This is a genomic window from Salininema proteolyticum (assembly GCF_042685645.1).
In the GTDB taxonomy this organism is placed as follows: Bacteria; Actinomycetota; Actinomycetes; order Mycobacteriales; family Micromonosporaceae; genus Salininema; species Salininema proteolyticum.
The window spans coordinates 3,616,640-3,642,338 of sequence record NZ_JBHUNX010000001.1; the positions used below are offsets into that span (position 1 = coordinate 3,616,640).

Consider the following 25,699-nt stretch of genomic DNA (forward strand, 5'->3'; position numbering starts at 1 on the left):
AGGCACGTGCGCTCGGGAGGGCACCGACTCCGGGCGGCCACGGCGATTTTCCGGAGATTGCCGCCAGGATGGTTAGGACGTAAAGGATTATGGGAAACAACTCTCGCCGCGAGGCCGCGGCCGCCCTGAAGAAGCAGCAGGCGGCCGAGGACCGGCGCAAGAAGATTCTGTTCGGCACGGTAGCCGGCATAGCGGTCCTCCTCATCGGGGGGCTCATCGCCCTCGGCATCTACCTCAACCGGCCCGAGGAGCTCAAGGTCGTCCAGCCCGAGGCGAGCACGACCGACGACTACGGCCTGGTCGTGGGCGACGGTTCCACTCAGGTGGACCTGTACGTCGACTACCAGTGCCCGGTCTGCAAAAGCTTCGAGGACGCCAACGGGGACAAGATCGAGACGTGGGTGGACGACGGCGACATCACGCTGAACCTCCACATCCTCAACTTCCTCGACACGAAGCTGAACAAGGAGTTCAGCTCGCGTGCCGGCAACGCGGCGATATACGCGTTGCAGGAGAGCGGGGACCCGGTGGAGTTCCTCGACTACTCGAAGAAGATCTTCGACAACCAGCCCCCGGAGGGCTCGGGTGAGACGCTGACGAACGACCAGCTGGTCGCCCTGGGCAAGGACTTCGAGTTCGGTTCCGCCTTCGAGGACGGCGTCCGGGACGAGACGTACGCCGGCTGGATCGCCGAGGGAACCGACACGACCTTCGACAAGGGCGATGTGACCGGTACTCCGACGGTGTTCATCGACGGCACCAAGGTCCAGAGGGAGCAGATGAACGACTTCCAGACCCTGGTCCAGAAGGCCATCGACGGTTCGGAGTAGGACCCTGAGACGCATAGAAGCGGGCCACCCCGCGAAGGGGTGACCCGCTTCTATGCGTCTCAGGCGTTCATCTGCTCCAGGGCGAGGTCCAGCGAGAAGCCGAAGGGCAGTTCGAGGCGGTGGCGGCGCAGCAGCTCGTCGTCGGCCAGCACTTCCGCCACGGTGCCCTGTGCGGCTACGGTGCCGCCGTCGAGGATGACCGCCCTGTCGCACATTTGCAGCGCGTAGGGAAGGTCGTGGGTGACGAGCACGAGCGTCTCGACCGTCCGGGCGACGACGCGGGCGAGTTGCTGCCGCGAGGCGGGGTCGAGGTTGGCGGAGGGCTCGTCGAGGACAACGCAGTCGGGGCGCATCGCGAGCACTCCGGCCAGTGCCGCGCGCCGCTGCTGTCCGACCGACAGGTGGTGCGGGGCTCGCTCGGCGGCGTCGGCGAGGTCCACGTCCTCCAAGGCTTCGCGGACCCGTGTGTCCAGTTCGTCGCCGGTGACGCCGTAGTTGGCCATGCCGAAGGCCACGTCGGCGGCGACTGTGGGCATGAAGAGCTGGTCGTCGGGTATCTGGAAGACGATGCCGATCTTCCGGCGGACGTCGCGGACGGTCTTCTCGTCCAGGCGGACCCCGGAGATCTCGACGCCGCCTCCGGAGGGCATGAGCAGTCCCGCCAGCAGGAGCATGAGCGTCGTCTTGCCCGCTCCGTTGGGGCCGAGGACGGCGATCCTCTCGCCCTCCTCCACTTCGAGGCCCAGTCCCGTCAGGACCTTGTGTCCGTCGGGGTAGGCGTAGGAGACGTCGTCGACCTTGATCACGGGCATGGGTCTCTCCTTCTCAGACGACCGTCGCGGCCAGTATCGCGGCGGCGGCCGCGGCGGGCGCGAGCGCCTGGCCCCACTGTCCGGCGGTGGCCGTCTCGGGGCGGACGTCGACGGGCAGGCGGCCGGTGTAGCCGCGGGCGCTCATGGCCATCCAGACGCGTTCGCCGCGTTCGAAGCTGCGCACGAAGATGGTTCCGAGTCCCTGGGCGATGGCCTTGGCCTGCCACAGGAAGCGCGGATCGTAGCCTCGGGCGAGGCGGGCCCGCCTCTGCGCGGCCAGTTCGGCCCAGGTCAGGTGGGCGTAGCGGACGGCGAAGGCGGCGATCTGGACCATGAGGTCGGGCATTTTGAGGCGGGAGAGTCCCGCCAGGATGTCGGCCACCGGTGTGGTGGCGGCGAAGACCAGGGCGGCCCACACGCCGAGGGTGGCCTTGGCGGCCAGGTTGAAGCCGGCCCACAGGCCCGGCACGGACAGTTCCAGTCCCCACAGCTCGGTGTGGGGGCCGTGCATGACGAAGGGGAAGGCGGCGGCCATGAGGAGGAACGGCACCTCCACGAGCGACCTTTTGGCCATCCATCCCAGGGGGATCCGCGCCGTGGCGACCAGTGCCGCCACGATGAGGGCGTAGGCGGCGAACGCGATCGCCTCCTCCCTCGGCGTGGCGACCACGACGAGGGTGAAGGCGATCAGCGCGATGAGTTTGGCCTGCGGGGGAAGCCGGTGGAGGGGGCCGGTTCCGGGGCGGTACAGGACCTCCGCGTGTCCGGCTCCCATCCCTACTCGCCCTCGGCCCGGGCGGGCTTCGGGTCCGTCGCCGCGGCGGCGTCGTCTTTAGGGCGCTTGGCCAGGAGCCAGAAGAGGCCCGTGGCGGCTCCCATGGCGAGGAGGACTCCGAGGAGTCCGGAGAGAGAGGCGGCCAGGTCGTTCTCGCCGAGGAACGAGAGGCCGTAGTCGGCCATCGGTCCGCCGACCTCGTGCTCGCCCTCGCTCTGGGCGATGCACTCCCCTCCGGTGATCTCGTCGTCGGTGAGTTCGCAGCCGTCGAGCATGGCCGATTCGAGGCCGTCGGGGTTGGAGGAGGCGAACAGGGCGATGCCGCCGCCGAGGACGAGCGCGACGATCAGGCCCCAGACGAGGAATCCACGGTTACGCATCGACAGTCTCCTTCGGCTGGTTCTTCAACGCCCACACCAGGTCCGGTCGGGTGGAGGCGACGCTGGCGACGGTCAGGGCGCTGATGGCGCCCTCGCCCAGCCCGATGAGCAGGTGGACGCCGAGCATGGTGGCGGTCAGGGCGGCCAGGCTCGGGCCGATGGGCTCGCCGCCGATGGCGAACTGCAGGACGAATCCGAGGGCGGCCACCAGGACGGAGAGGACCGAGGCGATGAAGACCGTGGCGATGACGCCGGTCCTGTTGCTCGGCAGGATCTTCCGCAGTGCGAGGACGACCAGGGCGGCCGTCAGGCTGGAGAGGACGGCCATGTTGGCGACGTTGAGTCCGATGGCCATGATGCCGCCGTCGGCGAACACGAGGGCCTGCAGGACGAGGACGACCGTCACGCAGGCGATCGCGAGCCAGGGGCCCAGGAGGACGACGGCGAGCGCGCCTCCGAGCAGGTGGCCGGAGACGCCGGCGGCGACGGGGAAGTTGAGCATCTGGGCGGCGAAGATGAAGGCGCAGGCCAGTCCCGCGAGCGGGACGAGGCGCTGGTCGAGGTCTTCGCGGGCCTTGTACAGGGCGAAGCCCACCACTGCTGCGGAGAGGGCGAGGTAGGCCAGGGATACGGGGAGGTTGATGATGCCGTTGGGAATATGGAGGGCAAGATCCATAGACATGCCTTTCGGCCGGGGCGTAGTGGCCGTTCGAAGCGGGTCCGCTTCGAACGACCGTGGAAACACAACTCGCTATCGAGCTATTGCAAGAATTTTGCAATAAGCGGGGCGAGGATGTCAACCGGCCGTCCACCCAGTGATATGACCGACAGCTGATGTCCAGTCCCGCCCTAGTTGGCGAATTCTGAAACTACTTGTCAAGCACATGGCGGGTTCCAAGTGAATCTTTCATGCGCGACTCCGCATGTATTTCTCTACCTGCATCTACGTATTTTGCCGTGCCGCATGTTCCGTCCGATCGGCCTCAGGGTCCCTGTACTCCCTTCAGAGATGACAACTTGGACTGGACAGTAGTCTAGAGAACGTGTCCAAGGCACTTGTCGAGTTCCAGGTCGGCGCCACGTCGTTTCGCCACCTTAAGTTAAACTGGACAGTTCGAGTCCGTCACTTCGAGCCGGACCGGGCAGTACAGCCCAGAAGGAAACGGCCCCAGGAGTCATGAGCTGACCCAACAGCCTATTGGTCGGGTCGACTATGATGCGGACGGAGACCCCTCCCCCTCGTAGAACGGCAGTGCATATGGAAACATCGCAGAGCGACGACCAGATCAGCCGCCACGAAGAATCTGAGCAGGTGATCAACAGGCCCCTTAAGGAACTCCTTGGAGCCGTCGCCATGGTTCTGTCAGCCCAAGTGGTTTTCCATTTGGCCTGGATTGCTGAAGTCAGGAGTAACAGCGACTCGACGATTGAATTTATGGTCTTCTTCGCTACGTACAATATTCCGCTGTGGCTACTTTCCCTGGTGACAGTGGCAGTCTTGATGGTGACGGCGCGAGCCAGTAGCCTCCGGCGAACCTACACGACAACGGCGACGGTTTGGATTCTGGCGACGATTCTGGTGAGTTTCGTGTCGTTGGCTGAGGTTCTGACAACCATATTGGTGGGGCCGAGCTTGGGATTGGGCGCGGTCTACGGGCTGTATGCCTGGGTACAGGCGACAAACGTCAAAGCCAAGATCCGGAAGTAGCCGGCAGGTACGTGGCGGAATCCGGGTCAACTTGAAACTTCAGAAATGACAACTCCAACCGGACGGTAACTACTTCTGCTAGTCCGGAGTTTCTGTCGGACCCCAGGTCAGGGAGCTCCGGTTCAGTCAGATCGAGTCCGACTGGACAGCCGACAGTGCGGCCGATCTCTCCTCCGACTCACTCCCTTCGGTAGCGGGCCTTGATGTGGAAGCGCTCGCCCTGCGGCCCTAGAATGCTCAGGAACTCCACCGGGTGCTCGTCGGCGTTGCCGAACCAGTGCGGCAGGTGGGTGTCGAACTCGGCGACCTCCCCCGCGGTCAGGACCAACTCCTTGTTCCCCAAGATGAGCCGCAAGTTTCCGTTGAGGATGTACAGCCAGTGGTAGCCCTCGTGCGAGCGCGGGTCGGGGACGGTGTCGGTCGGCCCCGCCGGGAGGATGTGCTTGTACGCCTGCAGTCCGCCGGGCTTGCGGGTCAGGGGGATGACGGTCATCCCGTTGCGCGTGATCGGCCGCGGGTAGACGCGCGGGTCGCCGCTGGCCGGCGCCCCCACCAGGTCGTCGAGCGGCACCTGATAGGCCTTGGCCAGGCGGAGCATCAGGTCCAGGGCCGGCCTGCGCTGCCCGGACTCGAGCCGGGACAGGGTGCTGACCGGGATGCCGGTGGTCTCCGAGAGGTCCGCCAGGGTCAACCCGGAAATCCTGCGCCTGTCCTTCAGCCGCGGTCCCACCGCCGCCATCACGTCGTCGAATTCCTCGTCCATGGCCCCACTATGCCTCAACTTTTGCCAAATTCGCAAAAGTCTTTGCCATTGATCCGGAACCGGGGCACAGTGGGCTCGTCACCGTCTCCATCGAACGGGAGCACTCATGAACCTTCAGAATTACTGGGACGAGAAGTACCGCGGCCGTGACCGGCTCTTCAGCGGCGAACCGAACGGGGTGCTGGTCGCCGAGGCGGCCGGTCTTCCACCCGGCCAGGCGCTCGACGTCGGTTGCGGCGAGGGCGCCGACGCCGTCTGGCTCGCCGCACAGGGCTGGCGCGTCACAGCGGTCGACATCTCGCGCACAGCGCTGCAACGGGCCGCCGCCGCGGCAACGGAGCATGCCGAGGACATCGCCTGGCAGCACGGCGACCCGACCGCATCGTCCCCTCCGTCCGGGGCGTTCGACCTGGTCACCGTCCAGTACTTCCCGCTGAGACGGGAACCTGGCCACGCCGCCCTGTCCGGGCTGCTGGACGCGGTCGCTCCCGGGGGAACCCTGCTGTTCGTCGGCCACGACCTCGACGGCCTGTCGCCCGAGCGTCACGCCGAGGCCGGCGACTACTACGCGCCGCACGCTGTCGCGGAGCTGCTCGGCGAGGAGTGGACCGTTCTCGTCGACGAGACCCGCCCGCGTGCCGGTTCCCGTCCCGAGGGCTCGCCGCACACGCACGACACCGTGCTCCGAGCCCGGCGCGAACGCTGACGTACCTGCCGTGCACTCGCCGGAGCCGACGCACACTCCGACACGGCAAGAGCGTTCACAAGGAATTTCATTCCAGCGCGCGTCTCCGGCGGCACCGCGGAGTGTTCCCGGCCGATTCGGGACTCCCTTTCAGCGGATTATCAGGGATGCGGCGTATCCTCATTCACGTGACTGTGAAACTTGAACCAGGAGACGCCGCACCCGACTTCACCCTCCCGACCGACACCGGCGAGGAGCTGTCCCTGTCGAGTCTGCGCGGCCACAAAGTCATCCTTTTCGCGTACCCGAAGGCCATGACGCCCGGTTGCACCAAGGAGGCGTGCGACTTCCGCGACAGCTTCAAGGGCCTCAAGGACGCCGGCTACGTCGTCCTCGGCATCTCGCCGGACACGCCCGACAAGCTGACCAAGTTCATCGAGCGCGACGGGCTGACCTTCCCGCTGCTGTCCGACCCGGACAAGACCGTCCTGGAGTCCTACGGCGCCTTCGGGGAGAAGAAGAACTACGGCAAGCTCGTCAAGGGCGTCATCCGCTCCACCTTCGTGATCGACGCCGACGGTAAGATCGAGCACGCGCTGTACAACGTGCGCGCCACGGGGCACGTCGGACGGGTGCTCAAGCTTCTGGGGCTCGGCGAGTAACAGCGCCACGGACCGGGGGCCGGCCGCTGAGTTTGCCAAAACCGGCCGGCCCTTTTACCTACGCTCCGCGACACTCGGCCGGGCACGATACCCTGCTGGGCCCTGCTGGGCCTTGCCAAGCGCCGCCGGGCCCTCACCGTGCGCCGCTCTTGCCGTCCCTCAACGCCCGCCGCGGACCGACCGGGCGCGGACTCCTCCGCGGCGACGGCCGGCCTCTTTCAGCCGCTCCCTCAACGGCACGGCAATAAGCCACGTCGTCACTTGTCGACGCTGTAGGTCAGGTTCACGAACTGCCGCTGCCGGTTGACATTCTCCAGCGTCAGCCGGTCCGAGGCCATCCTGCGGGGCAGCAGCGGCGCGCCCCCTCCGAGGAAGACCGGGGCGACGGTCACCGTGACCTCGTCGAGCAGGCCCGCGTCGGCGAACTGGCCGGCCAGGTCGCCGCCTCCGATGATCCAGATGTCCTTGTCCCCCGCCGCCTCTTTCATCTGGCGGTGCGCCTCGCGCACGTCGCCGTTGTGGAAGCGGATGTCCGCTCCCGGAACCCCTTCGCGCTCTTTACTGGTCAGCACCCAGGTCGGGAACTTGTACGGCCAGGTCTCCGGCTTGTCCCGGATCCCGGCGGCGTCCAGGACCCACTCGTAGGTCGTGGAGCCCGAGCAGGCCGCTCCGACTTCTGAGATGAACGCGTCGAAGTCGTCCTTGGTGCCGTCCGGCGCCTCTTCGCTGCCGTCGAGTTCGGGCATCTCGCCGCCGTCGACGTCGAAGAGCCACTGGAGCGAGTTGTCCTTGTCCGCTATGTATCCGTCGATGCTGGTCGCCGTGTGGTAAACCGTTTTGCCCATCCGCCCATCCAATCACACCGGACCGACAAGCCGACTCACTTCCGCACGGCGTACTCCAGATAGACGAACTCACCGGCCCGATGCGCTCCCTCGAACGTCAACCGGTCCGACAGGACCCGCCTCGGGAAGAGCGGCGCTCCTTCTCCCAGAACGACCGGCGCCACGGTCACCACGACCTCGTCCAGCAGGCCCGCGTCGAGAAACTGGCCGGCCAGGTCACCGCCTCCGACGACCCACAGGTCCTTGTCTCCCGCCGCCGCCTTCATCTCCTCCCACACCGGCCGGACGTCGCCTTTCACGAACCTGATGTCAGCGCCCTCCGGTTTCTCCCGCTCCTTGCTCGTGAACACCCAGACCGGCTGCTCGTACTGCCAGGCCTCATTGTTCTCGCTGCTCCATCCGTACGTCGACGACCCCATGCAGATCGCGCCGACGCCGGCGAAGAACTCGTTGACCCTGTCGAGAGCTCCCCCGCCATGGTCGACCGCGAGGAGCCAGTCGATCGAATACTCGCTGTCGGCGATGAACCCGTCTATGCTCGTCGCCGTCGTGTACACGGTTCTACTCATCCGGCCATCGAACCACGCGCCGCCGACACCTTCCTACGACCAGCCTCGGCGCCTCGCGAGCCAGTGAAAACCCGCCACCCCGTTCCACCTCTGGTGCGGCCGAATATACGACGACCCACTCGCGAACGGCGGCGTCTCGCTCTTGACCAGGTAGTACCCGATGATTCCCGCGAGCACCGCGTCCAGCTGTCCGCCGCTGACTCCCCTGCTGGTGGGATGCGCCCAGAACATCGCGTCGGCGTCCAGTCCGTCGCCTTCGGCCAGGATGAGCAGGCACGCGGTGTCGAACCAGGGCGCGGCGGCGACCATGGTCGTCCAGTCGCAGATCCAGGCGCCGTCGTCCCCGAGGATCATGTTGTCGGGGCGCAGGTCTCCGTGGGTGACGGCGTCGACGGCCAGGGCCTCGTGGACGGTGGACTCCAGTTCGGCCAGTTCGTCCGCTCGGCGCATGGCCGGTTCGAAGCGCACGGTCGGCGACCGGCTCCAGTGGCGGAGGAAGTCCGGTTCCATGGGTTCCAGGAGTTCCATGCCCGGCGGGCGGGGTTCCAGGCGTTCGGCGGCGACGGCCCAGGACTTCAGCAGCTGTTCCCAGTCCGTCTCGCTCAACGGCAACTTCAGCGCTTTTCCCTCCACCGGCTCGAATCCGAGGACGATCCAGTCGTCGGCCTCCTCGGCGAACAGGAGCCTCGGTGCCGGGACGCCTTCGGGCAGTGCGGGGTTGAGGACCGCCTCCCGCCGGCAGCAGTCGAACACGTAGGGCATGTCGGCCTGGCCGACCTTCACGAAGAGCGTGCGTCGCGGCCCCGTCACCAGCCCGGCGAAGCCGGCGGTGAAGCCGCCGCCGGCTCGGCTCACCGCCACCGGTTCGCCGCCGATCTCGCGGCGGACGACGTCTTTGGCCGCTCTCGGCAGCTCGTTCCAGGAGCGCCGTTCGGCGGTGGCGTCGTAGGGGACCGGAGCTTCCAGGTCGGTCATCTCTCCTCCTCTGTGGCCGGTCGGCGGGGACTCCGTCTTCGACGCGGCGGAGCATGGGCAGCATTCTATGGAATCCTGCATTCCCAGGCGATTCCTTTTCTACCGACCGTGGTGGCGCACACCCGTTTTACCCGTGATCCCCGGGAGTGACCGAAGCGTTGCGATATATTCGGCCTGTGATGGCAGAAGCGGAACCCCCGTCCGAACCCTCCCTGCTGGAAGCGGTCGACGTCTCCCACTCCTACGGCGACGCCCCGATCCTCCACTCCGTGGGCTTCCAGGTGCGTCCCGGCGGGTGCGTCGCCCTGACCGGCGGCAACGGTTCGGGAAAGTCGACCCTGTTGCACCTGGCGGCGGGGCGCGAGCGCTCCACCTCCGGGAAGATCCTTTTTCGCGGCTCCCGTATGAACGGCGATCGCGCCTCCACGCGCGCGGCGATCGCCTCGGTGATGGACGCGGGCGTCTTCTATCCGGACTTGACCATGCGCGAGCACCTCATGCTGGTCGCCCTGGCGCACGGGCTCGCCGGCGAGGCGGACGCGACGGTGGACGAGGCGATGGCCGTGCACCGGATCGCGGACAAGGCCGACCTGCCGGGTGCCGCGCTCTCCTCCGGGCAGCGGCAGCAGATGCTGTTGGCCGCCGCTTCGGTGCGTCCTTGCGAGCTGCTGATCCTGGACGAGCCCGAGCAGCGTCTGGACATCGGTGCCCGCGAGGAGCTGGCCGAGCGGTTGGCGCACTTCAAGGAGGGCGGCAAGGCGATCCTCTTGGCGACGCACTGGAGTCGCCTGGTGGAGGACGTGGCCGACGACGAGGTGCACCTGGTCGACGGCGTGGACGTCGAGGACGGGCGGGATCGCGACGTTGTCCGCTGAAGCCACCGCCGCGAACACCTCCGCCGTCCTGTCGTTCTTGCGGGAGGTCCGTGCCGAGCGCCGTGCCGAGAAGCGCAAGAGCGCCATGTTCGCGCTGTACGTCCTGGCCTTGGTCGGTGCCGTCTGGGGCGTGCCGCTGCTGCGCGGGGCCCTGCGCATCGGGTCGGAGATCGGCCTGGGCGTGCATTCCCGCACGCTCGTGGACACGCTGCCCCTGTGGTCGCCGGCCCTGATGGCCTTGGCGACCTTGCTCATCGCGCGGACGGGCGCGTGGCGCGGCCCCGTCGTCCTGGATGGGGCGAGCGTCGCCTGGATTCTGCCGCAGCCGATTTCGCGCGGGCCTTTCCTGGTTCCCCGTTTCGTCGCCTCTGCTGGACTCAGCGCATTGCTCGGGACTCTTCTGGGAGTCGCGGCCGGTTATCTGGTCGCCGAGGACTCGTCGAGGTCCGTTCTGCTCGTGGCCGGTGCGGGCGCGTGGGTGGGTCTCGGGACGGCGCTCGCGGGGACGGCTTTGAGCGCGTTCTGGGTGCGTTTCCCGGGTTTCCCCACCCCGCGCCAGATGGCCCTGCTCTGGTGCGGAGTTACCGCGCTGGGGGTTTTGCCGTTCGCAGCCCTCCTCTGGAATCTGCCGCCATGGGTTTACACGGCCTCAACCTGGCTGACGCCCTGGGGTTGGGCCTCTCAGCCGCTCACCGCCGCCGCTACGGGCGGGGCGCCGTTGTGGCCGGTGGCCATGGGACTGTGGAGTATCGCCGTCGCGGCGGTCGTCCTAATCGCGGTGCGCCTCATTCCCGACATCCCTCAGGAGGCTTTGCGTTTGCGGGCGACTCTGGCCGAGCGTCTGACCGCTTCGATCTTCGCGATGGATCTGCGTCAGGCCCGCTCGTCCATGCGAGCTTCGCGGCGCGACGGTCTGCGTTCATCGCGGTGGCCGGCTCCGCCGCGTTCGCGTTGGCTCGTGGTGCCCTGGCGAGACCTGGTCGCCCTGCTGCGGGCGCCGGGTCGACTCGTCTGGGGTTCGGCCTGGTGCGCGGTGAGCATCGCCGTTTCGGCACTCGCGCCGACCCGCTCGGGCTACGGCCCTCTGATCCTGGCGTTCGTCGGCGTCTGCCTCCTGTACCTGGCCGCCGCCCAGCTCGTCGAGCCCGCTCGCCTCGACAGCGATGACATGCGGCGCAGCGGGTTCCTGCCCTACAGCTCCGGTTCGCTCGCCCTGCGGCACGGCATTGTGCCGTTGTGCTGGCTTTTCGCCCTGTGGGTTCTCGGCGGTGCCGCGGCCATAGCACTCGGAATGGCAGCACCGGGACTGCTCGTCCTGTTGACGGCCCTGCCCGGTGCCGTGGGCACCGCCCTCGTCAGCGCCTACCGCGGGCAGCCGTCCTTCGACCTACTGGTCGGGGCGGAGACGGCCATGGGCAATACCGGCCCCATGCAGGCGGCCTTCTGGTATCTGCGTGGTCCGTTGACGTTGGCACTCTTCGTCGTCCCCCCGGTGGCTGTCGCCAACGCGTTGGGCTCCGTCGGCCCGTACTCCACGGCGTGGGTGCTCTTCGTCGACGCTCTCCTGCTGTTCTGGGCGTGGTGGACGGCGCGGAAGCTCTACCGGAGCTGACCGGGGGCGCCGTCGCCGGCGCCCCGCCAGTGTCCTAGTGGCCGGTGGAGAAGCGCTCCCTGTGGTGGGCCTTCTTCTCCGCCTCGTCCACGACCGCGATGGCGAAGTCCTCCGCGGAGATCTCGCTGGAGCCGTCGTCCTTGACGACCAGCTCGTCGGTGCCGGTGCGGTACCGGCCGGTGCGCTCGCCGGGTGCGATGAGGCTGGCCGGGGCGATGTAGACCCAGTCCGGGCGGTCGACGCCCACCAGCCAGCGGTACACGTCGTAGCTGGCGAGGGACTCGTTCTTGTAGGCGTCGGGGAATCCGGGCTGGTCCATGTTCAGCTCGCCCGGGGCGACCTCCAGTCCGCCGGCGCCGCCGACGATGAGGAGCCGCTCCACTCCCCCGTTCGCGACCGCCTCGGTGATGTTCTGGAAGAGCTCCAGGTACTCGGCGCGGTGGTCTCCGCCGTCGCGGGTCGGCGGCATCGACACGACGACGGTGTCGTAGCCCTTCACGACCTCGCCGAGCTTCGCCTTGTCACTGACGTCCGCCGCGATGCCCGCGACGCCCTCCGGGGCGTTGCCGCTCCGCGATACTCCCGCGACGTCGTGTCCGCGCTCCACGGCCTCCGTCGCAATTCGCGATCCGGCCATTCCCGTCGCGCCGATCACCAGCATCTTCATTTCGGTCCTCCTATTGTCGTTTTCGACCTTCGAGGACTACCCTAGATCCCACAACCCTCCTCAACGAGATTATTTCAGGACTCGCCATGGTCAAAACACGACAGATCCCGGAGCTGCAGTTCTGCGGTTCGCCCGACGTCGCGCCCGGGTTCGAGGTGCTCACCCTCGCCGAGCTGCGCTCGCGCGCCGACCCCGCCCACTTCCGGGAGATCCGCCGGACGTCGTTCCACACGATCCTGACCCTGGACTCCGGGGCGCTGCCCCTCACCGTCGACTTCGCCGACCATGTCCTCACGCCCTCCGACACGGCGTGGATCCGGGCCGGCCAGGTCCAGCGGTGGGGCGACATCACCGGGCTCGACGGCCTCGTCCTGCTCTTCGAGGACGGGTTCCTCCCTCCCGCCGCGCATTCCCTCGCGCGGTCGACCGATCCGCACATGCCCGTCGTCCGGGCCCTTCCCGAGCCGCACCTCTCGCACCTCCGGGACACCGCATCGCAGCTGCTGGACCAGTACGCGCTGACCGCCGGTTTCGCCCCCGAGGTGCGCGTCCGCATCCTCACCGACGCCGTGTCGGCCTACCTCCTCCACCTGACCGCCGTGTCCGCTCCCGCCGACCTGCCCCGGCCCTGCGACGTCTTCCTCGCCTTCGACGCCGCCGTCGAGCGGGACTTCGCCCGGACACGCCGACTCGAGGACTACGCGAAGAGCCTGTCCTACTCCGCTCGCACCCTTTCGCGCGCCACGACATCCATGACCGGCCTGAGCGCCAAGGAGTTCATCGACCGCCGCGTCGCCCTGGAAGCCCGCCGGCTTCTGGCGCACTCCGATCAGACGGCCGCCGCGATCGCCTCCCGGCTGGGTTTCTCGAGTCCCACGAACTTCTCCAAGTTCTTCGCCAAGCACACTGGGAAGACCCCGTTGGCGTTCCGCACCGCCCAGGCGGGCTGACCGCTATTCCAGGTCCACAGTGAGTGCCTCGCCCGTCCACTGCCCCAACCGTTCTGCCGCCTCCCCGATCGCGCCCCTCTCCCCTGCCGACAGTTCTCGGTGCGCGGCGATCGACACGACCCCCTTGTCCTTCTTCCAGTGGCCCACGAGCATTCCGTCGATCAGCAGTGCCGAGGTGTACTTCGGCCGCACCGGTATCTTCGCGCCGTGGACCCAGGCCTTCGAGTCGGTGTAGGCGCAGAGCATCTCGTCCCAGCCCTGCACCAGGTCCGCCCGCACCCCGCTCGCGCCGTCCAGTCTCTCACCCGAGAACAGGACTTCCCTTCCGGCGATCTCCAGGCTCTCCAGGCCCAGTTCGGCCACCGCGGCCTTCGCGTCTTTCACCGTCAAGCTCGACCATCGCGTGAAGTCCTTCAGCGTGGCCGGTCCCCTGCTCTCGAAGAACGTCTTCGCGAGGTCCCGTATCGCGTCGCCCCGATCCACGATGCCCTTCGGCACTCTCTCGTCGAAGTTCGCGTACGTCTGGCGGCCGTCCCGTACCTCGCCCGAGCACAGCCCCATCATCAGCTCGGCGTGCATGAGCATGCACACCAGGCGCAGCTTCACCGGTTCTTCGAAGCCCTTGTCCGCCAGTACCTGCGAGCATTCGTCCCTCGTCAGGTGCCGGCCGCCCCTTGTCGCCTCTTCCAGCGCCTCCGCTGCACGGTCCAGCTCTGCCCTCTCCAGCCCGACCGTCTTCGCCGTCGAGAACTGCGGTTTCATGACCCTCTCGGCCGTCGCCACGAGCATCGCCCTCACCAGCTCGACGGGCACGTAATGCCACGTCGGTCTCAAGACGTGCGTCCGTATGACCTTTCCCGAACCGATCAGGTCATCGACATCCGCCAGTCCTCCCCGCGATCGCATCACGGGCGTCAGCTTGGAAGGCCCAACCTCCTGCGACTGAACGGCGCCCAGAAAGGCGAACGCGTCCTCCACCGTCTTCAACGGTTCTCCGTGCAACTTCTGCGCCTGTGCTCGCCAGAGCGCTACGTCCTTCGCCGTCATCTCCATACGCCCCAGGCTATCCACACTCCCTCTCCACCTTTTCCGACCCAAGGCCCCTTCCAGAACTTCTTGAGACTGGTCAGGTCTTCGGATCTAACCAGAGAGCGACTGTTAGCCTGTTTCGGTGAGTCACAACGAGAACGCGCCTTCCTATGAGGAGCTGGCTGCGCTCGTTGTCGACCTGAGGCGTCGCCTTGATGCCGCTGAGGAGCGGGCAGAGCGGGCCGAGGCCCGCGCGGTGAAAGCTGAGGCTCGGGCGGCGAAGGCGGAGGCGCGGGTTGCGGAGTTGGAGGCCCGTCTTCGGAAGGATTCCTCGAATTCATCCAAGCCCTCATCAATTGACCAGTTCAAGAAGCCGGCGAAGAAGCGTTCGCTGCGGCGTAAGTCGAACCGTAAGCCCGGCGGGCAGGCCGGCCATGAGGGGAGGACCCTCCAGCGGGTGGCTGTCCCTGACCGGGTGGTCGATCATTTCCCCGCCGCCTGCGGTGTGTGCGAGGCTGACCTGTCCGATATCGATTCCTTGGGGTTTGAGTCCCGGCAGATGTTCGACATTCCCGACCCGCGTACCGAGGTCATCGAGCATCGTCTTCACTCGCTGCGGTGCGAGTGCGGGAACCGAGAGAAGGCACAGGCCCCGGAAGGTGTGGTCGCGCCGGTCCAATACGGCCCAAAGGTCTCAGCGCTGGCCGCCTACCTCTATGAGGTGCAGTTTGTCGCCAAAGAACGGGTGGCCGAGACCATCGAGGCCGTGACTGGTACTCGCATGTCGACGGCGACGGTCGAGGCTATGGCCTCCCGCGCGGCGGAGAAGATCAGCTTGTCGGAGTTCATCGAGCGTGTTCGCGCCTACCTGGCTGAGGGCGAGGTCTTGTTCGTCGACGAGACCGGTATCCGCGTGGCAGGAACACTCGCCTGGCTGCACTCGGCCTCGAACGAGACCGCGGCTGTGTTCCTCGCCCATCCCAAACGAGGCAAGGACGCCATCGCGGCGATGGACATCCTCCCGCACTTCACCGGGGTTATGCATCATGACTGCTGGGCGCCGTACGATGCCTACGCGAATATCGTTGCCCACCAGCTGCGTAATGCTCACGCGCTGCGAGAGTTGCAGGCCGTGTGCGATGCGGTCCACCGCGATGCCGATGTCGGAGACGACTGCTGGTCCTGCCGAGTCTCGGCCAGTTTGAAGCGGATCAAGCGCTGCGTCGAGGCCGAGCCCGGTGAGCCCATGACCGGGCCCTGGTACCTCGCTACGCATCTGGCGGCGTGGGAGAAGGCCGTCGATCAGGGCGTGGCCGAGACGGCCAACCGGGGCAGTCCATTGGAGAAGAAGGCGAACAACCTCGCCACACGCCTGAGGGACCGACGGGAGGACTACCTGCGGTTCGTCACCGACGAACGTGCGGAGTTCTCGAACAACGCCGCCGAACGGCAAGTGCGGATGGCGAAGGTCAAGATGAAGGTGTCCGGAGGCTTCCGATCCTGGGACGGAGCCGACCGGTTCGCCGTGCTGCGCTCCTATGTCCACACCGCCCAGAAACACGGCAAAACCGCCACCCAGGCCCTTTCCTCGGTATTCACGCCCCACATCTGGCAACCAGCGCTTTAACCGAACCCCTGACCAGACTCAACTTCTTTAGTCCCTTGTCCGACAGCGTCTTCCCTTCCGACCCCCTACTCTCAACCACTAGCGGTGATCGCCGATGAACTACAGTACACCCATGATATTCATATACATAATTTCATAACCCTGGGCGGCCACCGCTCCCCCGACGGCTCGACCGAACACACGGCTTCCACGGAAGCCGGTCCGTCATCACGAAAAGGATCTGATCGATGCTCAAACGCTTGTCCGCGGTACTCCTCAGCGCCATGGCACTCCTCTTCGGCTCCCTCGCCGGACCCGCCAACGCCTCCTCGAACGACCTCGGCCACCGCCAACTCGTCACCGACGGCGACCTCGAGAGCAACGCCGTTCTCCGCGTCATCTTCGTCAACGCGCAGACCGGTCTCTGCCTCGACTCCAACTACGACGGCGCGGTATATACCCTGGGCTGCAATGGCGGGAACTACCAGGACTGGCGGTGGGACACCTCCAACGGAACCATCGTCAACGTCCAGACGGGACTCTGTCTCGACTCCAACTACAGCGGCGACGTCTACACCCTCGGCTGCAACGGCGGCGACTACCAACGCTGGTCCGCCGTCGACTCCGGCGACAGCTGGGTCCTCCACAACGTGCAGACCGGCCTCGTCCTCGACTCCACCCACGATGGAGCGGTCTACACCCTCGATGCTAACGGCGGCAACTACCAGCGGTGGGATGCCTATCTGAGCTAGTTCGCCCGCATTGGGTTTCACCGAGCGCACTCGGACGCCGTCCGAGTGCGCTCCGAGCCCTCGGCCTTTGCCTCATCGTGGTCCTTCGCTCGGCCGTATCGCGGGCGTCAGTTAGAATGACTCGACGGTGCCCGGCCGAGAAATGGCGTCCCCAATCGGCCCCAACGGTTCTCCGTGCAGACATTGAACTTCGCTCTCCAGCGACCGATATCGACCGGTGCCATCTCCATGAGCGCACCATGCCCGCCACCCTTGACGCCCCCGATCTTCTGACGGGAACCGCAAGTCCGGCCGCACCGAGCCGTCCGGCGGCCGCGTTCCATTCATCGAGCTCGCGTCTTTCCGCATAACAAATGCACAGGATCCGCTTAACGCCGATCGCGTCCCTTGAACCCCGCCCTTTTCCCTACCTATTGCGCGCCATGACATCGCACAAGGCGGGCCGCGAGATCAGAATCCCGCGGTCCGCCCTGCATCGACTCAGTCGAGTAGTTCGCGCAACTCCTCCGGGCGCATCCTCTGCTCCGGAATGGCTTGGCCCGACGGCGAGAACTTCACGCCCTCGTCCTTGAGCACCTGCATCGGGTCCCCACGGTCAGCACCGGTCCACCGGAAGCCCGGTGAAATGGTCCCGGCCGCGCGCAACAGGCGCCAGGCGTTCTTGACTCCGTCGGACTTCGCGGCGAACTCCCCGATGTCCTGGGGGTCGACTCCGAGTAGCTCCCCGAGGTCCTTGTACGCCAGCCACCGTCCGTCCGGCAATGCCTCAAGAACGCGGATCGCCGCGGCCTTCCAGTCCTCACCGTCCGCTTCCTGCTCCTCCGCTTCACGCGGGGCTTCTTCAGGGGTGTCGCCAGAAGGTTCACCCCATGTTCCCGACCGCCGTTGTTCCAGTTCGTCGAGGAGGCCGTTGACCGCCTCGTCCGCGTTCGCGTACTTGAACGGCGGCGCCGTCCCGCTCAAACGGTGCAGGGTGTCCAGGGTCAGTTCGTGCTCAGGATTCACTAGAATGCTCCTGTGTAGATCTTGTTCATTTCCGCAATCCGGCGGGCACGGCCGATCTGCGCCATGGGCGGCTGGGGGAGCACGTCAGTGGAGCCCCTCCGAAGGGACTGGTCTTTCCACTGCATTCGCATCAGTTCCCTTGATGATACCGGTTATACCCACCACCGTCTGGACGCATTTCCATTCGCGCAAAGGAACTTTCGCCTCTCCGTCCGGCAGGACTGTGGCCCCTGCCGGGCAGGGAATCACCACCGCACCTTGTGAAGGGAGACTCTTGAGCGTCCATGTCAGCGATCCGACATCGTGGACTCCGTAACGTAGATGTCGGTCAGTCGTTGACCAGGTGAGAAGGGATACGGACGGAGCAGCACCTTGCACTCGACTCAGTATGAACAGTGGACAGCGGACAGTGACGTCGCCTTCCTTCCCGCCGACCCGCCTCGCGGAAGCCAAGTCGCCCTCTACCGCCGAACCTCCAAGTCCAACATACCGTCCGACCCGGTCGAGCGGATCAAAACCGTCGGAGAGAACGGACGCACGCGAACCGTGTCGGCCGTCCTGCTATATCCCGAGCGCGCGGCCGAAACCCTCCTCACCACCGAGTTCCGGACCGAGTCCGGCAAGGCGTGGGCGCTCGCCGCGCGCAAAGCGCTTGAGATGATCGCCAAGGGCCGCCTCATACCCGGTCTCGACGGCGTGGACGGCGACTCGTGGCGCCTCGGCCCCTGGGGTTCGGAGGACCTCCAGTACCTCCGGCGGCTCGCCGCCGCCATGCCGTTCGCGGCCTACGCCATCCCCATGGCCGTCACACCCATCCGACTCGCTGAGCCCTACCCACTTCTCCGGGCCTTCTGCGACTCCGTGGCCGACGCCTGGCCCCGCACACCCGCCGCCGGCCTCTACACCGGGAACGAGATCTTCACCGGCGAGAACCCTCAGGTCATCGAGGACTCCGACGTACGCTGGCTCCAACGCCTCGCCGGCGAGACCGACTACGGTCTCGGCCTCGGTCTCGCCGTCGACATCGACGACAAGGGCACCGGCGTCGTCCGCCTGTGCGCCTTTGACCGCGAGGACCCCGACCGTCCCGTCCCCGACGCCGACGTCGCCCGGCTGGCCGAGTCCCGTGCCGACCGTCTACGCCGACTCTCCTGGGCGTCTGGCTGGCCGCCCCTCCAATCGCTGCCCAGATCCGCCACCTCCCGCAAACTCCGCCACGAGGACTTCGCCGCCCTCCTCGACCACGCATGGGAGTATCTCGAGGACAACGGGCTTCCCGTGTTCTGGCCCGACAGGCTCGACCGCGCTGCTCTCGATATCAGCGCCGAGCTCGGCACGCGCGACGACACCGAGGCCCCCAGTCTCTTCTCCCTCGAGGGCGCCCTTGATTTCAACTGGCGCGCCGCCTGCGGGGACAAGACCCTCACTCCCGCTGACATTCGCAAGCTCACCCGTGCCGCCGGTCCCGTCGTGAAGCTCGCCGACCGCTGGGTCGTCATCTCCGACGAACACAAACAACGCCTCCGCGACGAGCCCCGCTCCCTCTCACCCGTCGAGGGTCTCCGTGCCGCACTCAGCGGAGTCCTCCATGTCGGCGGCCATGACCAGCCCATTGAAGCCACCGGAGCTCTCAAGAGACTCACCGAGCGCCTCACCGCGCCCGTTCCTCGCGATTTCCGACCCCAACCCGCCGCCCTCTCCGGCGCCCTCCGCGACTACCAACTGCGCGGATACAACTGGATGGACGAGCTGACCGAACTCGGGTTCGGCGCCTGCCTCGCCGACGACATGGGACTGGGCAAGACCATCCAGCTCATCGCCCTCCACCTGCACCGCCAGAACGACGGCGCCACCGCCGGGCCGAGCCTCATCATCTGCCCCACCAGCCTCCTCGCCAACTGGTCGGCCGAGATCGCCAAGTTCGCACCGGGCACCCCCGTACGCCGCTATCACGGACCCGACCGCGACCTGGAGAACCTGGACAAGAACGAGTTCGTCCTGACGACCTACGCGACCATGAGGATCGACGCGGAGGCCCTCGCGAACGCCGAATGGGGCATGGTCGGCGCCGACGAGGCCCAGCACGTCAAGAACCCCGCCTCCGCCACCGCCAAGGCCCTCCGTTCCCTCAATGCCCCCGCCAAGATCGCTCTCACCGGCACGCCCGTCGAGAACAACCTCACCGACCTCTGGGCGATCCTCGACTGGCTGACGCCCGGACTCCTCGGGTCGCTCGAGTCCTTCCGCAAGACCTATGCCCGTGCCGCAGAGACCGGCGATCAGGAACGGGCCGGGCAACTCGCCTCACTCGTCCGTCCGTTCCTTATGAGGCGGCTCAAGACCGACCCTTCGATCGCTCCCGAACTGCCGGAGAAGGTCGAGAGCGACCAACGCGTCAGCCTCTCCAAGGAACAGATCGGCCTCTACCGACGCGTCGTCTCGGACACCATGGACGAGATCGCCGCCAGCGCGGGCATCGCCCGCCGCGGCCTGGTCCTCAAACTGCTCACCCGACTCAAGCAGATCTGCAACCACCCCGCGCAGTTCACCAAGAGCACCGACCCCGCCGACGGCAAATCCGGCAAGCTCGACGTCCTCGACGAACTCCTCTCCGAGATCACCGTCGCCGGGGATCAGACGCTCGTCTTCACCCAGTACACGCAGATGGGACACCTGCTCAAGCGCCACCTCGCCGGGCACGACGCCGAGTTCCTCCACGGCGGCACCTCCGTCAAGAAACGCCAAGAACTCGTCTCCCGCTTCCAGGCCGGTGAGATCCCCGTCCTGATCCTCTCCGTCAAGGCCGCCGGCGTCGGGCTCAACCTCACCGCCGCGACCCACGTCGTCCACTACGACCGCTGGTGGAACCCCGCCGTCGAGGACCAGGCGACCGACCGCGCCTACCGCATCGGCCAGGACAACCGGGTACAGGTGCACAAGTTCATCTGCGAGGGCACCCTCGAGGAGAAGATCGACCGCCTCCTCCACAAGAAAAAGGCGCTCGCCGAGGCCGTCGTCGGCTCCGGCGAGGCAGCCCTCACCGAGATGACCGACGACCAGCTCTACGAACTCGTCAAACTGGAAAGCACCTAGACATGAGCATCATGCGATCCCTCCCCGACCGCCGTCCTCGTCGCGTCCACGGCGGTCCCGGGTTCGACACCGCCTGGGGCCGTCACTGGTGGATGGTGGCCGACGACTTCCTCTCCTTCGACTCCGACCTGCCCCGGCGCAAACGCGGCATCGATTACGCCTACCAGGAAGCCGTCCACGACCTCTACATTCGGTCCGGCTTCATCGCCGCCGCCGTCCACGGCAGCCGCGGGTACGGCTACGACGTGCAGATCAGTGTCGGTACCGACTCCTACGAGGTCCTTCGCGAACTGCGCGCCCAGTACTCCGACGCAGAGTTCCTCCGACTCATGTCAGACCCCGGTTCCGCCGACCACCTGCTCTGGGGGTCCGATATCGGTACCGACCTCTACCCGCCGCCCGAGAGCTTCGAGTCCGACTGCGCCTGCCCCGACTGGGCTCCGGCCTGCAAACACGTCGTCGCCGTCCTGGTCGCCGTCGGCTGGGCGATCGACACCGATCCCCCGAAGCTCCTCGCCCTCACCGGTATCGAACTCGATCCCGACGACGCTCCCGTCCCCGCGGACGACTCCGTCGGACGGACGACCTGGACTCTCCAAGCCCAAGAAGGCACTGTCCTCGTTGCCGAGGCACTCTCTCGCGAACCGGTGCCGCTTCCCGACCAGGTCGATCCACCCGAGACTCCCGGCGAGGTCTCCTTCGACTCCATCCCCGGATCGCCCGCCTTCTTCCACCGCGATGAACTCCAGACCCAGGCCCAGATCGCCGTGCACAACGCCTTCTGCGCACTCATGGACGGACTCGACCCCAACATGCCGCCGTGGCACGGCCTTCCCACCAACGAAGAATCAGACATCGCCCTGGTCCTCACCCGCGCCGCGACGCCCTACGACTTCGGCGAGCTGGCGCAGCGCGCCGACCTAGGACAAAAGCAGGCGGCCTTCCTCGCACGCGCCCACCTCGTCGGCGGCCAAGCCGGAATCGACGTCCTGACGTCCGACTTCACCCCCGACGACGACATGGTCGCTGAAGCCAAGGAGGCCTTCGCCGAACTCGGTATCGGCTCGCCGCGCCGACGGCTCAACCGCTGGACATTCGCTGACGGCAGCACGCAGCTTCGCTACGGCGAGTGCAGTATGTGGTACACCTTCGTCAAAACGGAAGGACTTTGGTTCCCGCAGTTCATGCCCTCCACCACCGCTAAGGACGCCCTGCGGCCGTTCTGCGGGCAGCCGGCGTCCCCAATCAGCCCACTGGAAGATTAACTTACCAGCTATGTACCTAAAACTATTATTTTGATACCCTCAGTGTATGAAGTTCGTCGGACGCGAAGAAGAACTCTCCCGACTCGAGGAATGGTGGAGCAGCGACCCATGGATGGGGCTTATCTGGGGACGCCGCCGTGTCGGGAAAACAGCTCTCATCAGCCGGTTCCTGGCCGACAAGCGTGCCGTCTTCTACACGGGCCGCGGAGTGACCGCCGCCGCCGAACTACGCCAGTTCTCCAACCGCGTAGCCTCTGTGCTCCACACTGACCAGCGAGACCTCGCCACCTCAGACCCATTCCAAACCTGGGATGAGGCACTAGATCATCTGGCCGACCTGGCCATGTCAGAGCCCATGGTGCTCGCACTCGACGAGTTCCCCGAACTGTTGAAGGCAGAACCCGCCCTACCTGGCATCCTTCGGGCATTCTGGGACCGATGGGAGGGCCGAACCGAACTCAAGATCCTCCTGTGCGGATCCGCTGTCCGCGCCATGTTCGCGCTTCAAACGGCGCGAGAACCTCTCTACGGCCGTTTCGGCCTTTCGCTTCAGCTGCACCCCATGGCACCGTTCGAAGCCGCCCAGTTGCTGCCCGACCTGGAACCTGCCGCTCGGGCAGCCGCGTTCGGCATCTGCGGAGGAATGCCTCTCCACCTGGCCATGTGGGATCAGAACGGCTCTCTCGAGGACAACCTTTCCACCCTCGTCTGCCGCCCTGGCGCTGCGCTGAAGACCGAAGCAGAATTCGTTCTCCACACCGAAGCAGGTGAAGGCGGACTTCCAGAAGCCGTCCTCCAATCCATAGCCCAAGGCCATACCAAATTCTCGGAGATCCAGACTGCGGTCGGAACGAACCCTACCCGAACCCTGGAAAGGCTCGAGGAGCTGAGGCTGATCCGTGCGGTAATCCCGGTCACCGAGTCGACCCGCACCCGTCGTCGGCACTACCAGATCACCGACAACCTCCTCGCCTTCTACCTCGGACCGCTTTCTCTCTTCGCCGACGAGATCGAGCTCGGCTCAGGCGACCAGATCGTCGCCCCTCTGGCAGCCTCCCTCCCCGAAAACTTCGGACGGGCGTACGAGGAAGCAGTCCGCATGCACCTCAGACGGCTCGCCGTCGCCGGCGAACTCGGAGACCGTGTCGTCAAGATCGGCTCCTGGTGGGGCAAGGCGGGACAGAACGAAATCGATCTCGTCGTCCTCGCCCAACCGGACCGGACACGCGTTCCAATCCTTGTCGGAGAGGTCAAGTGGGCCAGGTCGGTGAACGCCTCCCGACTCAAGACCCGCCTCGCCGGCAAGGTCCCCGAACTGATCGGGGACTCCGGTGTCGAGCCGAAGTTTCTAATCGCCGCCCGTGAAGAGGTCACCGGTGGCGACGACGAAACCTACCGCCTCACCGCCGCCGACGTGTTCTCCACCGACCTCCGGCCCCTCAGCCTCTGCGACTGATCGGTCAAGCCTTCGACAGCTCATTTCATGCCAAGGCGCAGCCTTTCCGCCACTATCACCCGCTCCTGCAGCGGAATGGACTCATCATCGAGCAGCACGGGCCTCACAAACGATGAGTCCACCGCCTGTGCGTCCGACTCCTTTGCACGGCTTCGCCGCGCATAGTGGTCGAAAAGAAGTTCCTTGTCCTCTTGGATCTCAATAATTCGCTCGTCGACGCTGTCCTTGGCGAACAGGCGGTGAACCTGCACCTTCCGCACTTGTCCCATGCGATGGGCACGCGCTATCGCCTGCTGTTCGGTGCTCGGTTTCCACTGCGGTTCGGCGATGATCACAACGGAAGCGGCCTGAATGTTCAGACCGACTCCGCCGGCCTCGATCTGCGCCAGTAGGAGAGCGGGTTTGCGACGATGGGTGAACTCGTCGATGATCGCCTGGCGCTTCTGCGGAGGAACACTGCCCGTGATCGGCCCCATGGCATCGCTTCCAAGCTGATTCTGGACGGCTTTGAGCACGTCCAAGAAGTACGAGAATACGACGACCTTCTGCCCTTCCGCCGCCGCATCCCTGAACAGGTCTTTGACACGCTCAAGTTTCTGCGACCCGGGCAATGCCGATGCCGCTCTCCTCATTCCCATGAGGTTTCGACGGCCCACCTCGGAACGGTACTCGTCCAGAACCGCCCCTTCCAACTGGACCCAGTCCTCGACCTCGATCTTGTCCGGGAGTTCGGTGAGCACGTCCTCTTGGTTCCTCCGCAGATACACCGGCGCCACCAGACGGCGGAAGGCGCGGGCACCAGCGATGGTCTCGCCTCCCGTGAGTCGATCCGCAAGCGATGGCCTCACATAAGAGACGAGGTTCTTGAATTCGTCGACTTTGTTCTCCATAGGAGTTCCGGTCAGCAGAAGAGTCCGCTGCGCCCGGTCGTTCGCGGCCTTCACCAGTTTGGACCGCTTGGCGGCCGGGTTCTTGATGTAGTGGGCCTCGTCGACCACGAGAAGGGAGGGTTCAATATCCTTCCGCTCCTCTAGGAACTCCAGTCGCCCCAATGTGGTGAACGAAGTGACCGCCACCCCGCCCTTCTTCATCCACTGCCGACCGGCGGCCTCTCGATCCGGGCCGTACAGGCTGAACGCTTTGAGACTCGTGTGAGTCTGGATCTCGTTGATCCAGTTCGCGAGGACGCTGGCCGGACAGACGACGAGGAACCTCCTCTGCCCCTTGGCCGTCAAATGGGCGCACACGGCGAGGGCCTGCAACGTCTTGCCAAGGCCCATCTCGTCACCGATGATGACCCGCTCCTGGTGGACCGCGTACTTGGTCCCGAAGACCTGGTACATGCGCAGCGTCGATTTCAGGAGACTGACATCGAGCGGAACTGCTTCGATCTTCTGCCTCAGTTCGGCCTCGACGAAGTCTTCCAGGTCCTCCGCCGCCGCCGAGTCCACGCCCGTCAAGGACGCGATGGTGGTGTTGAATCCCGCCGCATCGCGTTCGTACGCTTCCCACGCACCGTCATTGTCAAGCTGAAACGGGTCTATCCGACGCTCTATGTCTTGGAGTTCGGTCTCCAGCGACCGGACTTCGTAACCGTCGAGCACCTCCTCCAACCCGATTACAGCCTCGGTCGCTCTGGCCTTGGTTTCCTTCCGGGCAAAGGCCATTCGAGCCCTGCTGGAGGCCATCCCCACCTCGTCGAGGAACGGGCCGATCCGCTCGTTCAGCCGATCCAGTGCCGGCCCCATCGCCGCGGCCGCCTGAATCGCGTTGCGTTCCGCCTGGATGACCGCCAGGAGGCGACGCTGTTCCGGTGGTTTGGCGCCCAGATCGATGCGCACGGCCGTATGCCGTGACATGCCTTCGTACGCCTCGTCGGCGGCGTCCTTGACCTCCTCGACCGTCTGAGCGCCGATGCCTGGAACCTGCTGCAGGGTGTGGTGCGACGCGCGATGCACCTTGCCGATAGTGTCAAAGCCCGCCGCTTCCAGCTTCCCCAGACGCAATCCTTTGCGAAATCGCCGTAGCTCTGCCACCGGCGTGTCATTGAGAGCTTCCGACAGGGTGGACTTCTGCAGCAGTCCTGCTTGACGACGGGCCGTTTCGCGAAGGCCGTCCGGCGCTTCGACGACATTGGAGAGGCGCCGAAGCAAAACCTGTACAGCGGCCAGCAGGCATTTCGAATGGGAGCCGAACTTGGTCTTGTCGGTTGGGGGGCGGGACGGGGAGGTCATGCGTTGATCACCATGGGATTACTGGGGAATTGTGAGTTCATTCATTGTGACACAACGTTTCCCGCAATGACCGATCAGTGTCGCTGCACCGATGGAAGCCCTGGGCCGATAATGGCGATGCCCTCTTCCACCTCTAGAAGACAGCATGAAG

At 65.9% G+C, this 25,699-nt stretch carries 24 protein-coding genes; 12 read left to right on the top strand and 12 right to left on the bottom strand.

The features are described 5' to 3' along the window. The first annotated feature begins 89 nt into the window (after positions 1-89). Positions 90-830 carry a DsbA family protein gene (locus tag ACFTE1_RS16790; RefSeq protein WP_380621645.1) on the top strand — a complete coding sequence of 247 codons (741 nt, stop codon included), beginning with the start codon at positions 90-92 and terminating at the stop codon, positions 828-830. A gap of 59 nt (positions 831-889) precedes the next feature. Here the strand turns inward: ACFTE1_RS16790 and ACFTE1_RS16795 are convergent, their stop codons facing one another. From ACFTE1_RS16795 to ACFTE1_RS16810, 4 genes are read right to left on the bottom strand one after another with little or no spacing between them, the layout of a single operon-like run. Continuing rightward, positions 890-1,642, bottom strand: coding sequence for an energy-coupling factor ABC transporter ATP-binding protein (locus ACFTE1_RS16795; RefSeq protein WP_380621647.1), 753 nt, complete (start codon positions 1,640-1,642; stop codon positions 890-892). 13 nt (positions 1,643-1,655) lie between these two features. Further along, the gene (gene cbiQ, locus ACFTE1_RS16800) at positions 1,656-2,417 is read right to left on the bottom strand and encodes a cobalt ECF transporter T component CbiQ (protein WP_380621649.1); all 762 of its coding nucleotides are present in this window, start codon (positions 2,415-2,417) and stop codon (positions 1,656-1,658) included. A 2-nt stretch (positions 2,418-2,419) separates the two neighbouring features. Continuing rightward, positions 2,420-2,797, bottom strand: coding sequence for a PDGLE domain-containing protein (locus ACFTE1_RS16805; protein WP_380621652.1), 378 nt, complete (start codon positions 2,795-2,797; stop codon positions 2,420-2,422). Continuing rightward, positions 2,790-3,473, bottom strand: a complete 684-nt coding sequence (locus ACFTE1_RS16810; protein WP_380621654.1) for an energy-coupling factor ABC transporter permease — start codon at positions 3,471-3,473, stop codon at positions 2,790-2,792. Before ACFTE1_RS16810 ends, ACFTE1_RS16805 begins: the two co-directional genes overlap by 8 nt. A 582-nt stretch (positions 3,474-4,055) precedes the next feature. Between ACFTE1_RS16810 and ACFTE1_RS16815 the strand changes: the two genes are divergently transcribed. Beyond that, positions 4,056-4,505 (top strand): hypothetical protein, encoded by a 450-nt coding sequence (locus tag ACFTE1_RS16815; RefSeq protein WP_380621656.1) that lies wholly within the window; start codon positions 4,056-4,058, stop codon positions 4,503-4,505. 178 nt (positions 4,506-4,683) lie between these two features. Here the strand turns inward: ACFTE1_RS16815 and ACFTE1_RS16820 are convergent, their stop codons facing one another. Beyond that, positions 4,684-5,268: a helix-turn-helix domain-containing protein gene (locus ACFTE1_RS16820; RefSeq protein WP_380621658.1), complete on the bottom strand. Its 585-nt coding sequence runs from the start codon at positions 5,266-5,268 to the stop codon at positions 4,684-4,686. Positions 5,269-5,374: 106 nt separating this feature from the next. On the opposite strand from ACFTE1_RS16820, the gene ACFTE1_RS16825 reads away from it, so the two are divergent. Further along, positions 5,375-5,974, top strand: a complete 600-nt coding sequence (locus ACFTE1_RS16825) for a class I SAM-dependent methyltransferase (RefSeq protein ID WP_380621660.1) — start codon at positions 5,375-5,377, stop codon at positions 5,972-5,974. A gap of 161 nt (positions 5,975-6,135) precedes the next feature. Next, positions 6,136-6,615, top strand: coding sequence for a thioredoxin-dependent thiol peroxidase (gene bcp / locus ACFTE1_RS16830; protein ID WP_380621721.1), 480 nt, complete (start codon positions 6,136-6,138; stop codon positions 6,613-6,615). Positions 6,616-6,872: 257 nt separating this feature from the next. On the opposite strand, the gene ACFTE1_RS16835 is transcribed toward bcp, so the two are convergent. From ACFTE1_RS16835 to ACFTE1_RS16845, 3 genes are read right to left on the bottom strand one after another with little or no spacing between them, the layout of a single operon-like run. Continuing rightward, entirely contained in the window at positions 6,873-7,460 is a 588-nt protein-coding gene (locus tag ACFTE1_RS16835) for a dihydrofolate reductase family protein (protein WP_380621662.1), read from the bottom strand. Positions 7,461-7,495: 35 nt separating this feature from the next. Next, a complete protein-coding gene (locus ACFTE1_RS16840) occupies positions 7,496-8,029 on the bottom strand; it encodes a dihydrofolate reductase family protein (RefSeq protein ID WP_380621664.1) in 534 nt (177 codons plus the stop codon). 33 nt (positions 8,030-8,062) lie between these two features. Further along, positions 8,063-9,004 carry a phosphotransferase family protein gene (locus ACFTE1_RS16845; RefSeq protein WP_380621666.1) on the bottom strand — a complete coding sequence of 314 codons (942 nt, stop codon included), beginning with the start codon at positions 9,002-9,004 and terminating at the stop codon, positions 8,063-8,065. 179 nt (positions 9,005-9,183) lie between these two features. Between ACFTE1_RS16845 and ACFTE1_RS16850 the strand changes: the two genes are divergently transcribed. Further along, the gene (locus ACFTE1_RS16850; protein WP_380621723.1) at positions 9,184-9,879 is read left to right on the top strand and encodes an ABC transporter ATP-binding protein; all 696 of its coding nucleotides are present in this window, start codon (positions 9,184-9,186) and stop codon (positions 9,877-9,879) included. Beyond that, positions 9,869-11,491 carry a DUF6297 family protein gene (locus ACFTE1_RS16855; protein ID WP_380621668.1) on the top strand — a complete coding sequence of 541 codons (1,623 nt, stop codon included), beginning with the start codon at positions 9,869-9,871 and terminating at the stop codon, positions 11,489-11,491. Before ACFTE1_RS16850 ends, ACFTE1_RS16855 begins: the two co-directional genes overlap by 11 nt. Positions 11,492-11,525: 34 nt before the next feature. On the opposite strand, the gene ACFTE1_RS16860 is transcribed toward ACFTE1_RS16855, so the two are convergent. Then, positions 11,526-12,158 carry an NAD(P)-dependent oxidoreductase gene (locus ACFTE1_RS16860; RefSeq protein WP_380621670.1) on the bottom strand — a complete coding sequence of 211 codons (633 nt, stop codon included), beginning with the start codon at positions 12,156-12,158 and terminating at the stop codon, positions 11,526-11,528. A gap of 86 nt (positions 12,159-12,244) precedes the next feature. On the opposite strand from ACFTE1_RS16860, the gene ACFTE1_RS16865 reads away from it, so the two are divergent. Further along, complete coding sequence (locus ACFTE1_RS16865) at positions 12,245-13,108, top strand: helix-turn-helix domain-containing protein (protein WP_380621672.1); 864 nt, start codon at positions 12,245-12,247, stop codon at positions 13,106-13,108. A 3-nt stretch (positions 13,109-13,111) separates the two neighbouring features. On the opposite strand, the gene ACFTE1_RS16870 is transcribed toward ACFTE1_RS16865, so the two are convergent. After that, positions 13,112-14,161 (bottom strand): winged helix DNA-binding domain-containing protein, encoded by a 1,050-nt coding sequence (locus ACFTE1_RS16870; RefSeq protein WP_380621674.1) that lies wholly within the window; start codon positions 14,159-14,161, stop codon positions 13,112-13,114. Positions 14,162-14,279: 118 nt separating this feature from the next. Between ACFTE1_RS16870 and tnpC the strand changes: the two genes are divergently transcribed. Both tnpC and ACFTE1_RS16880 read left to right on the top strand, forming a co-directional pair. Next, the gene (gene tnpC / locus ACFTE1_RS16875) at positions 14,280-15,764 is read left to right on the top strand and encodes an IS66 family transposase (RefSeq protein WP_380762789.1); all 1,485 of its coding nucleotides are present in this window, start codon (positions 14,280-14,282) and stop codon (positions 15,762-15,764) included. Between the two features lie 227 nt (positions 15,765-15,991). Further along, entirely contained in the window at positions 15,992-16,495 is a 504-nt protein-coding gene (locus ACFTE1_RS16880) for an RICIN domain-containing protein (protein ID WP_380624296.1), read from the top strand. A 480-nt stretch (positions 16,496-16,975) separates the two neighbouring features. Here ACFTE1_RS16880 and ACFTE1_RS16885 read toward each other — a convergent pair whose 3' ends face one another. Further along, a complete protein-coding gene (locus ACFTE1_RS16885; RefSeq protein WP_380624294.1) occupies positions 16,976-17,500 on the bottom strand; it encodes a hypothetical protein in 525 nt (174 codons plus the stop codon). A 372-nt stretch (positions 17,501-17,872) separates the two neighbouring features. Between ACFTE1_RS16885 and ACFTE1_RS16890 the strand changes: the two genes are divergently transcribed. From ACFTE1_RS16890 to ACFTE1_RS16900, 3 genes are read left to right on the top strand one after another with little or no spacing between them, the layout of a single operon-like run. Beyond that, positions 17,873-20,593, top strand: a complete 2,721-nt coding sequence (locus ACFTE1_RS16890; protein ID WP_380624292.1) for a DEAD/DEAH box helicase — start codon at positions 17,873-17,875, stop codon at positions 20,591-20,593. Between the two features lie 2 nt (positions 20,594-20,595). After that, positions 20,596-21,858: a hypothetical protein gene (locus ACFTE1_RS16895; protein ID WP_380624290.1), complete on the top strand. Its 1,263-nt coding sequence runs from the start codon at positions 20,596-20,598 to the stop codon at positions 21,856-21,858. Between the two features lie 46 nt (positions 21,859-21,904). Then, positions 21,905-23,314: an ATP-binding protein gene (locus ACFTE1_RS16900; protein WP_380624288.1), complete on the top strand. Its 1,410-nt coding sequence runs from the start codon at positions 21,905-21,907 to the stop codon at positions 23,312-23,314. Between the two features lie 20 nt (positions 23,315-23,334). Here ACFTE1_RS16900 and ACFTE1_RS16905 read toward each other — a convergent pair whose 3' ends face one another. Beyond that, the gene (locus tag ACFTE1_RS16905) at positions 23,335-25,548 is read right to left on the bottom strand and encodes a DEAD/DEAH box helicase (protein WP_380624286.1); all 2,214 of its coding nucleotides are present in this window, start codon (positions 25,546-25,548) and stop codon (positions 23,335-23,337) included. Between the last annotated feature and the right edge of the window lie 151 nt (positions 25,549-25,699).

Bases quoted from the DNA above. Each gene is read 5' to 3' on its own strand.
- ACFTE1_RS16790 (WP_380621645.1), top strand. From the start codon at position 90: ATGGGAAACAACTCTCGCCGCGAGGCCGCGGCCGCCCTGAAGAAGCAG.
- ACFTE1_RS16795 (WP_380621647.1), bottom strand. From the start codon at position 1,642: ATGCCCGTGATCAAGGTCGACGACGTCTCCTACGCCTACCCCGACGGA.
- cbiQ (WP_380621649.1), bottom strand. From the start codon at position 2,417: ATGGGAGCCGGACACGCGGAGGTCCTGTACCGCCCCGGAACCGGCCCC.
- ACFTE1_RS16805 (WP_380621652.1), bottom strand. From the start codon at position 2,797: ATGCGTAACCGTGGATTCCTCGTCTGGGGCCTGATCGTCGCGCTCGTC.
- ACFTE1_RS16810 (WP_380621654.1), bottom strand. From the start codon at position 3,473: ATGGATCTTGCCCTCCATATTCCCAACGGCATCATCAACCTCCCCGTA.
- ACFTE1_RS16815 (WP_380621656.1), top strand. From the start codon at position 4,056: ATGGAAACATCGCAGAGCGACGACCAGATCAGCCGCCACGAAGAATCT.
- ACFTE1_RS16820 (WP_380621658.1), bottom strand. From the start codon at position 5,268: ATGGACGAGGAATTCGACGACGTGATGGCGGCGGTGGGACCGCGGCTG.
- ACFTE1_RS16825 (WP_380621660.1), top strand. From the start codon at position 5,375: ATGAACCTTCAGAATTACTGGGACGAGAAGTACCGCGGCCGTGACCGG.
- ACFTE1_RS16835 (WP_380621662.1), bottom strand. From the start codon at position 7,460: ATGGGCAAAACGGTTTACCACACGGCGACCAGCATCGACGGATACATA.
- ACFTE1_RS16840 (WP_380621664.1), bottom strand. From the start codon at position 8,029: ATGAGTAGAACCGTGTACACGACGGCGACGAGCATAGACGGGTTCATC.
- ACFTE1_RS16845 (WP_380621666.1), bottom strand. From the start codon at position 9,004: ATGACCGACCTGGAAGCTCCGGTCCCCTACGACGCCACCGCCGAACGG.
- ACFTE1_RS16850 (WP_380621723.1), top strand. From the start codon at position 9,184: ATGGCAGAAGCGGAACCCCCGTCCGAACCCTCCCTGCTGGAAGCGGTC.
- ACFTE1_RS16860 (WP_380621670.1), bottom strand. From the start codon at position 12,158: ATGAAGATGCTGGTGATCGGCGCGACGGGAATGGCCGGATCGCGAATT.
- ACFTE1_RS16865 (WP_380621672.1), top strand. From the start codon at position 12,245: ATGGTCAAAACACGACAGATCCCGGAGCTGCAGTTCTGCGGTTCGCCC.
- ACFTE1_RS16870 (WP_380621674.1), bottom strand. From the start codon at position 14,161: ATGGAGATGACGGCGAAGGACGTAGCGCTCTGGCGAGCACAGGCGCAG.
- ACFTE1_RS16880 (WP_380624296.1), top strand. From the start codon at position 15,992: ATGCTCAAACGCTTGTCCGCGGTACTCCTCAGCGCCATGGCACTCCTC.
- ACFTE1_RS16895 (WP_380624290.1), top strand. From the start codon at position 20,596: ATGAGCATCATGCGATCCCTCCCCGACCGCCGTCCTCGTCGCGTCCAC.
- ACFTE1_RS16900 (WP_380624288.1), top strand. From the start codon at position 21,905: ATGAAGTTCGTCGGACGCGAAGAAGAACTCTCCCGACTCGAGGAATGG.
- ACFTE1_RS16905 (WP_380624286.1), bottom strand. From the start codon at position 25,548: ATGACCTCCCCGTCCCGCCCCCCAACCGACAAGACCAAGTTCGGCTCC.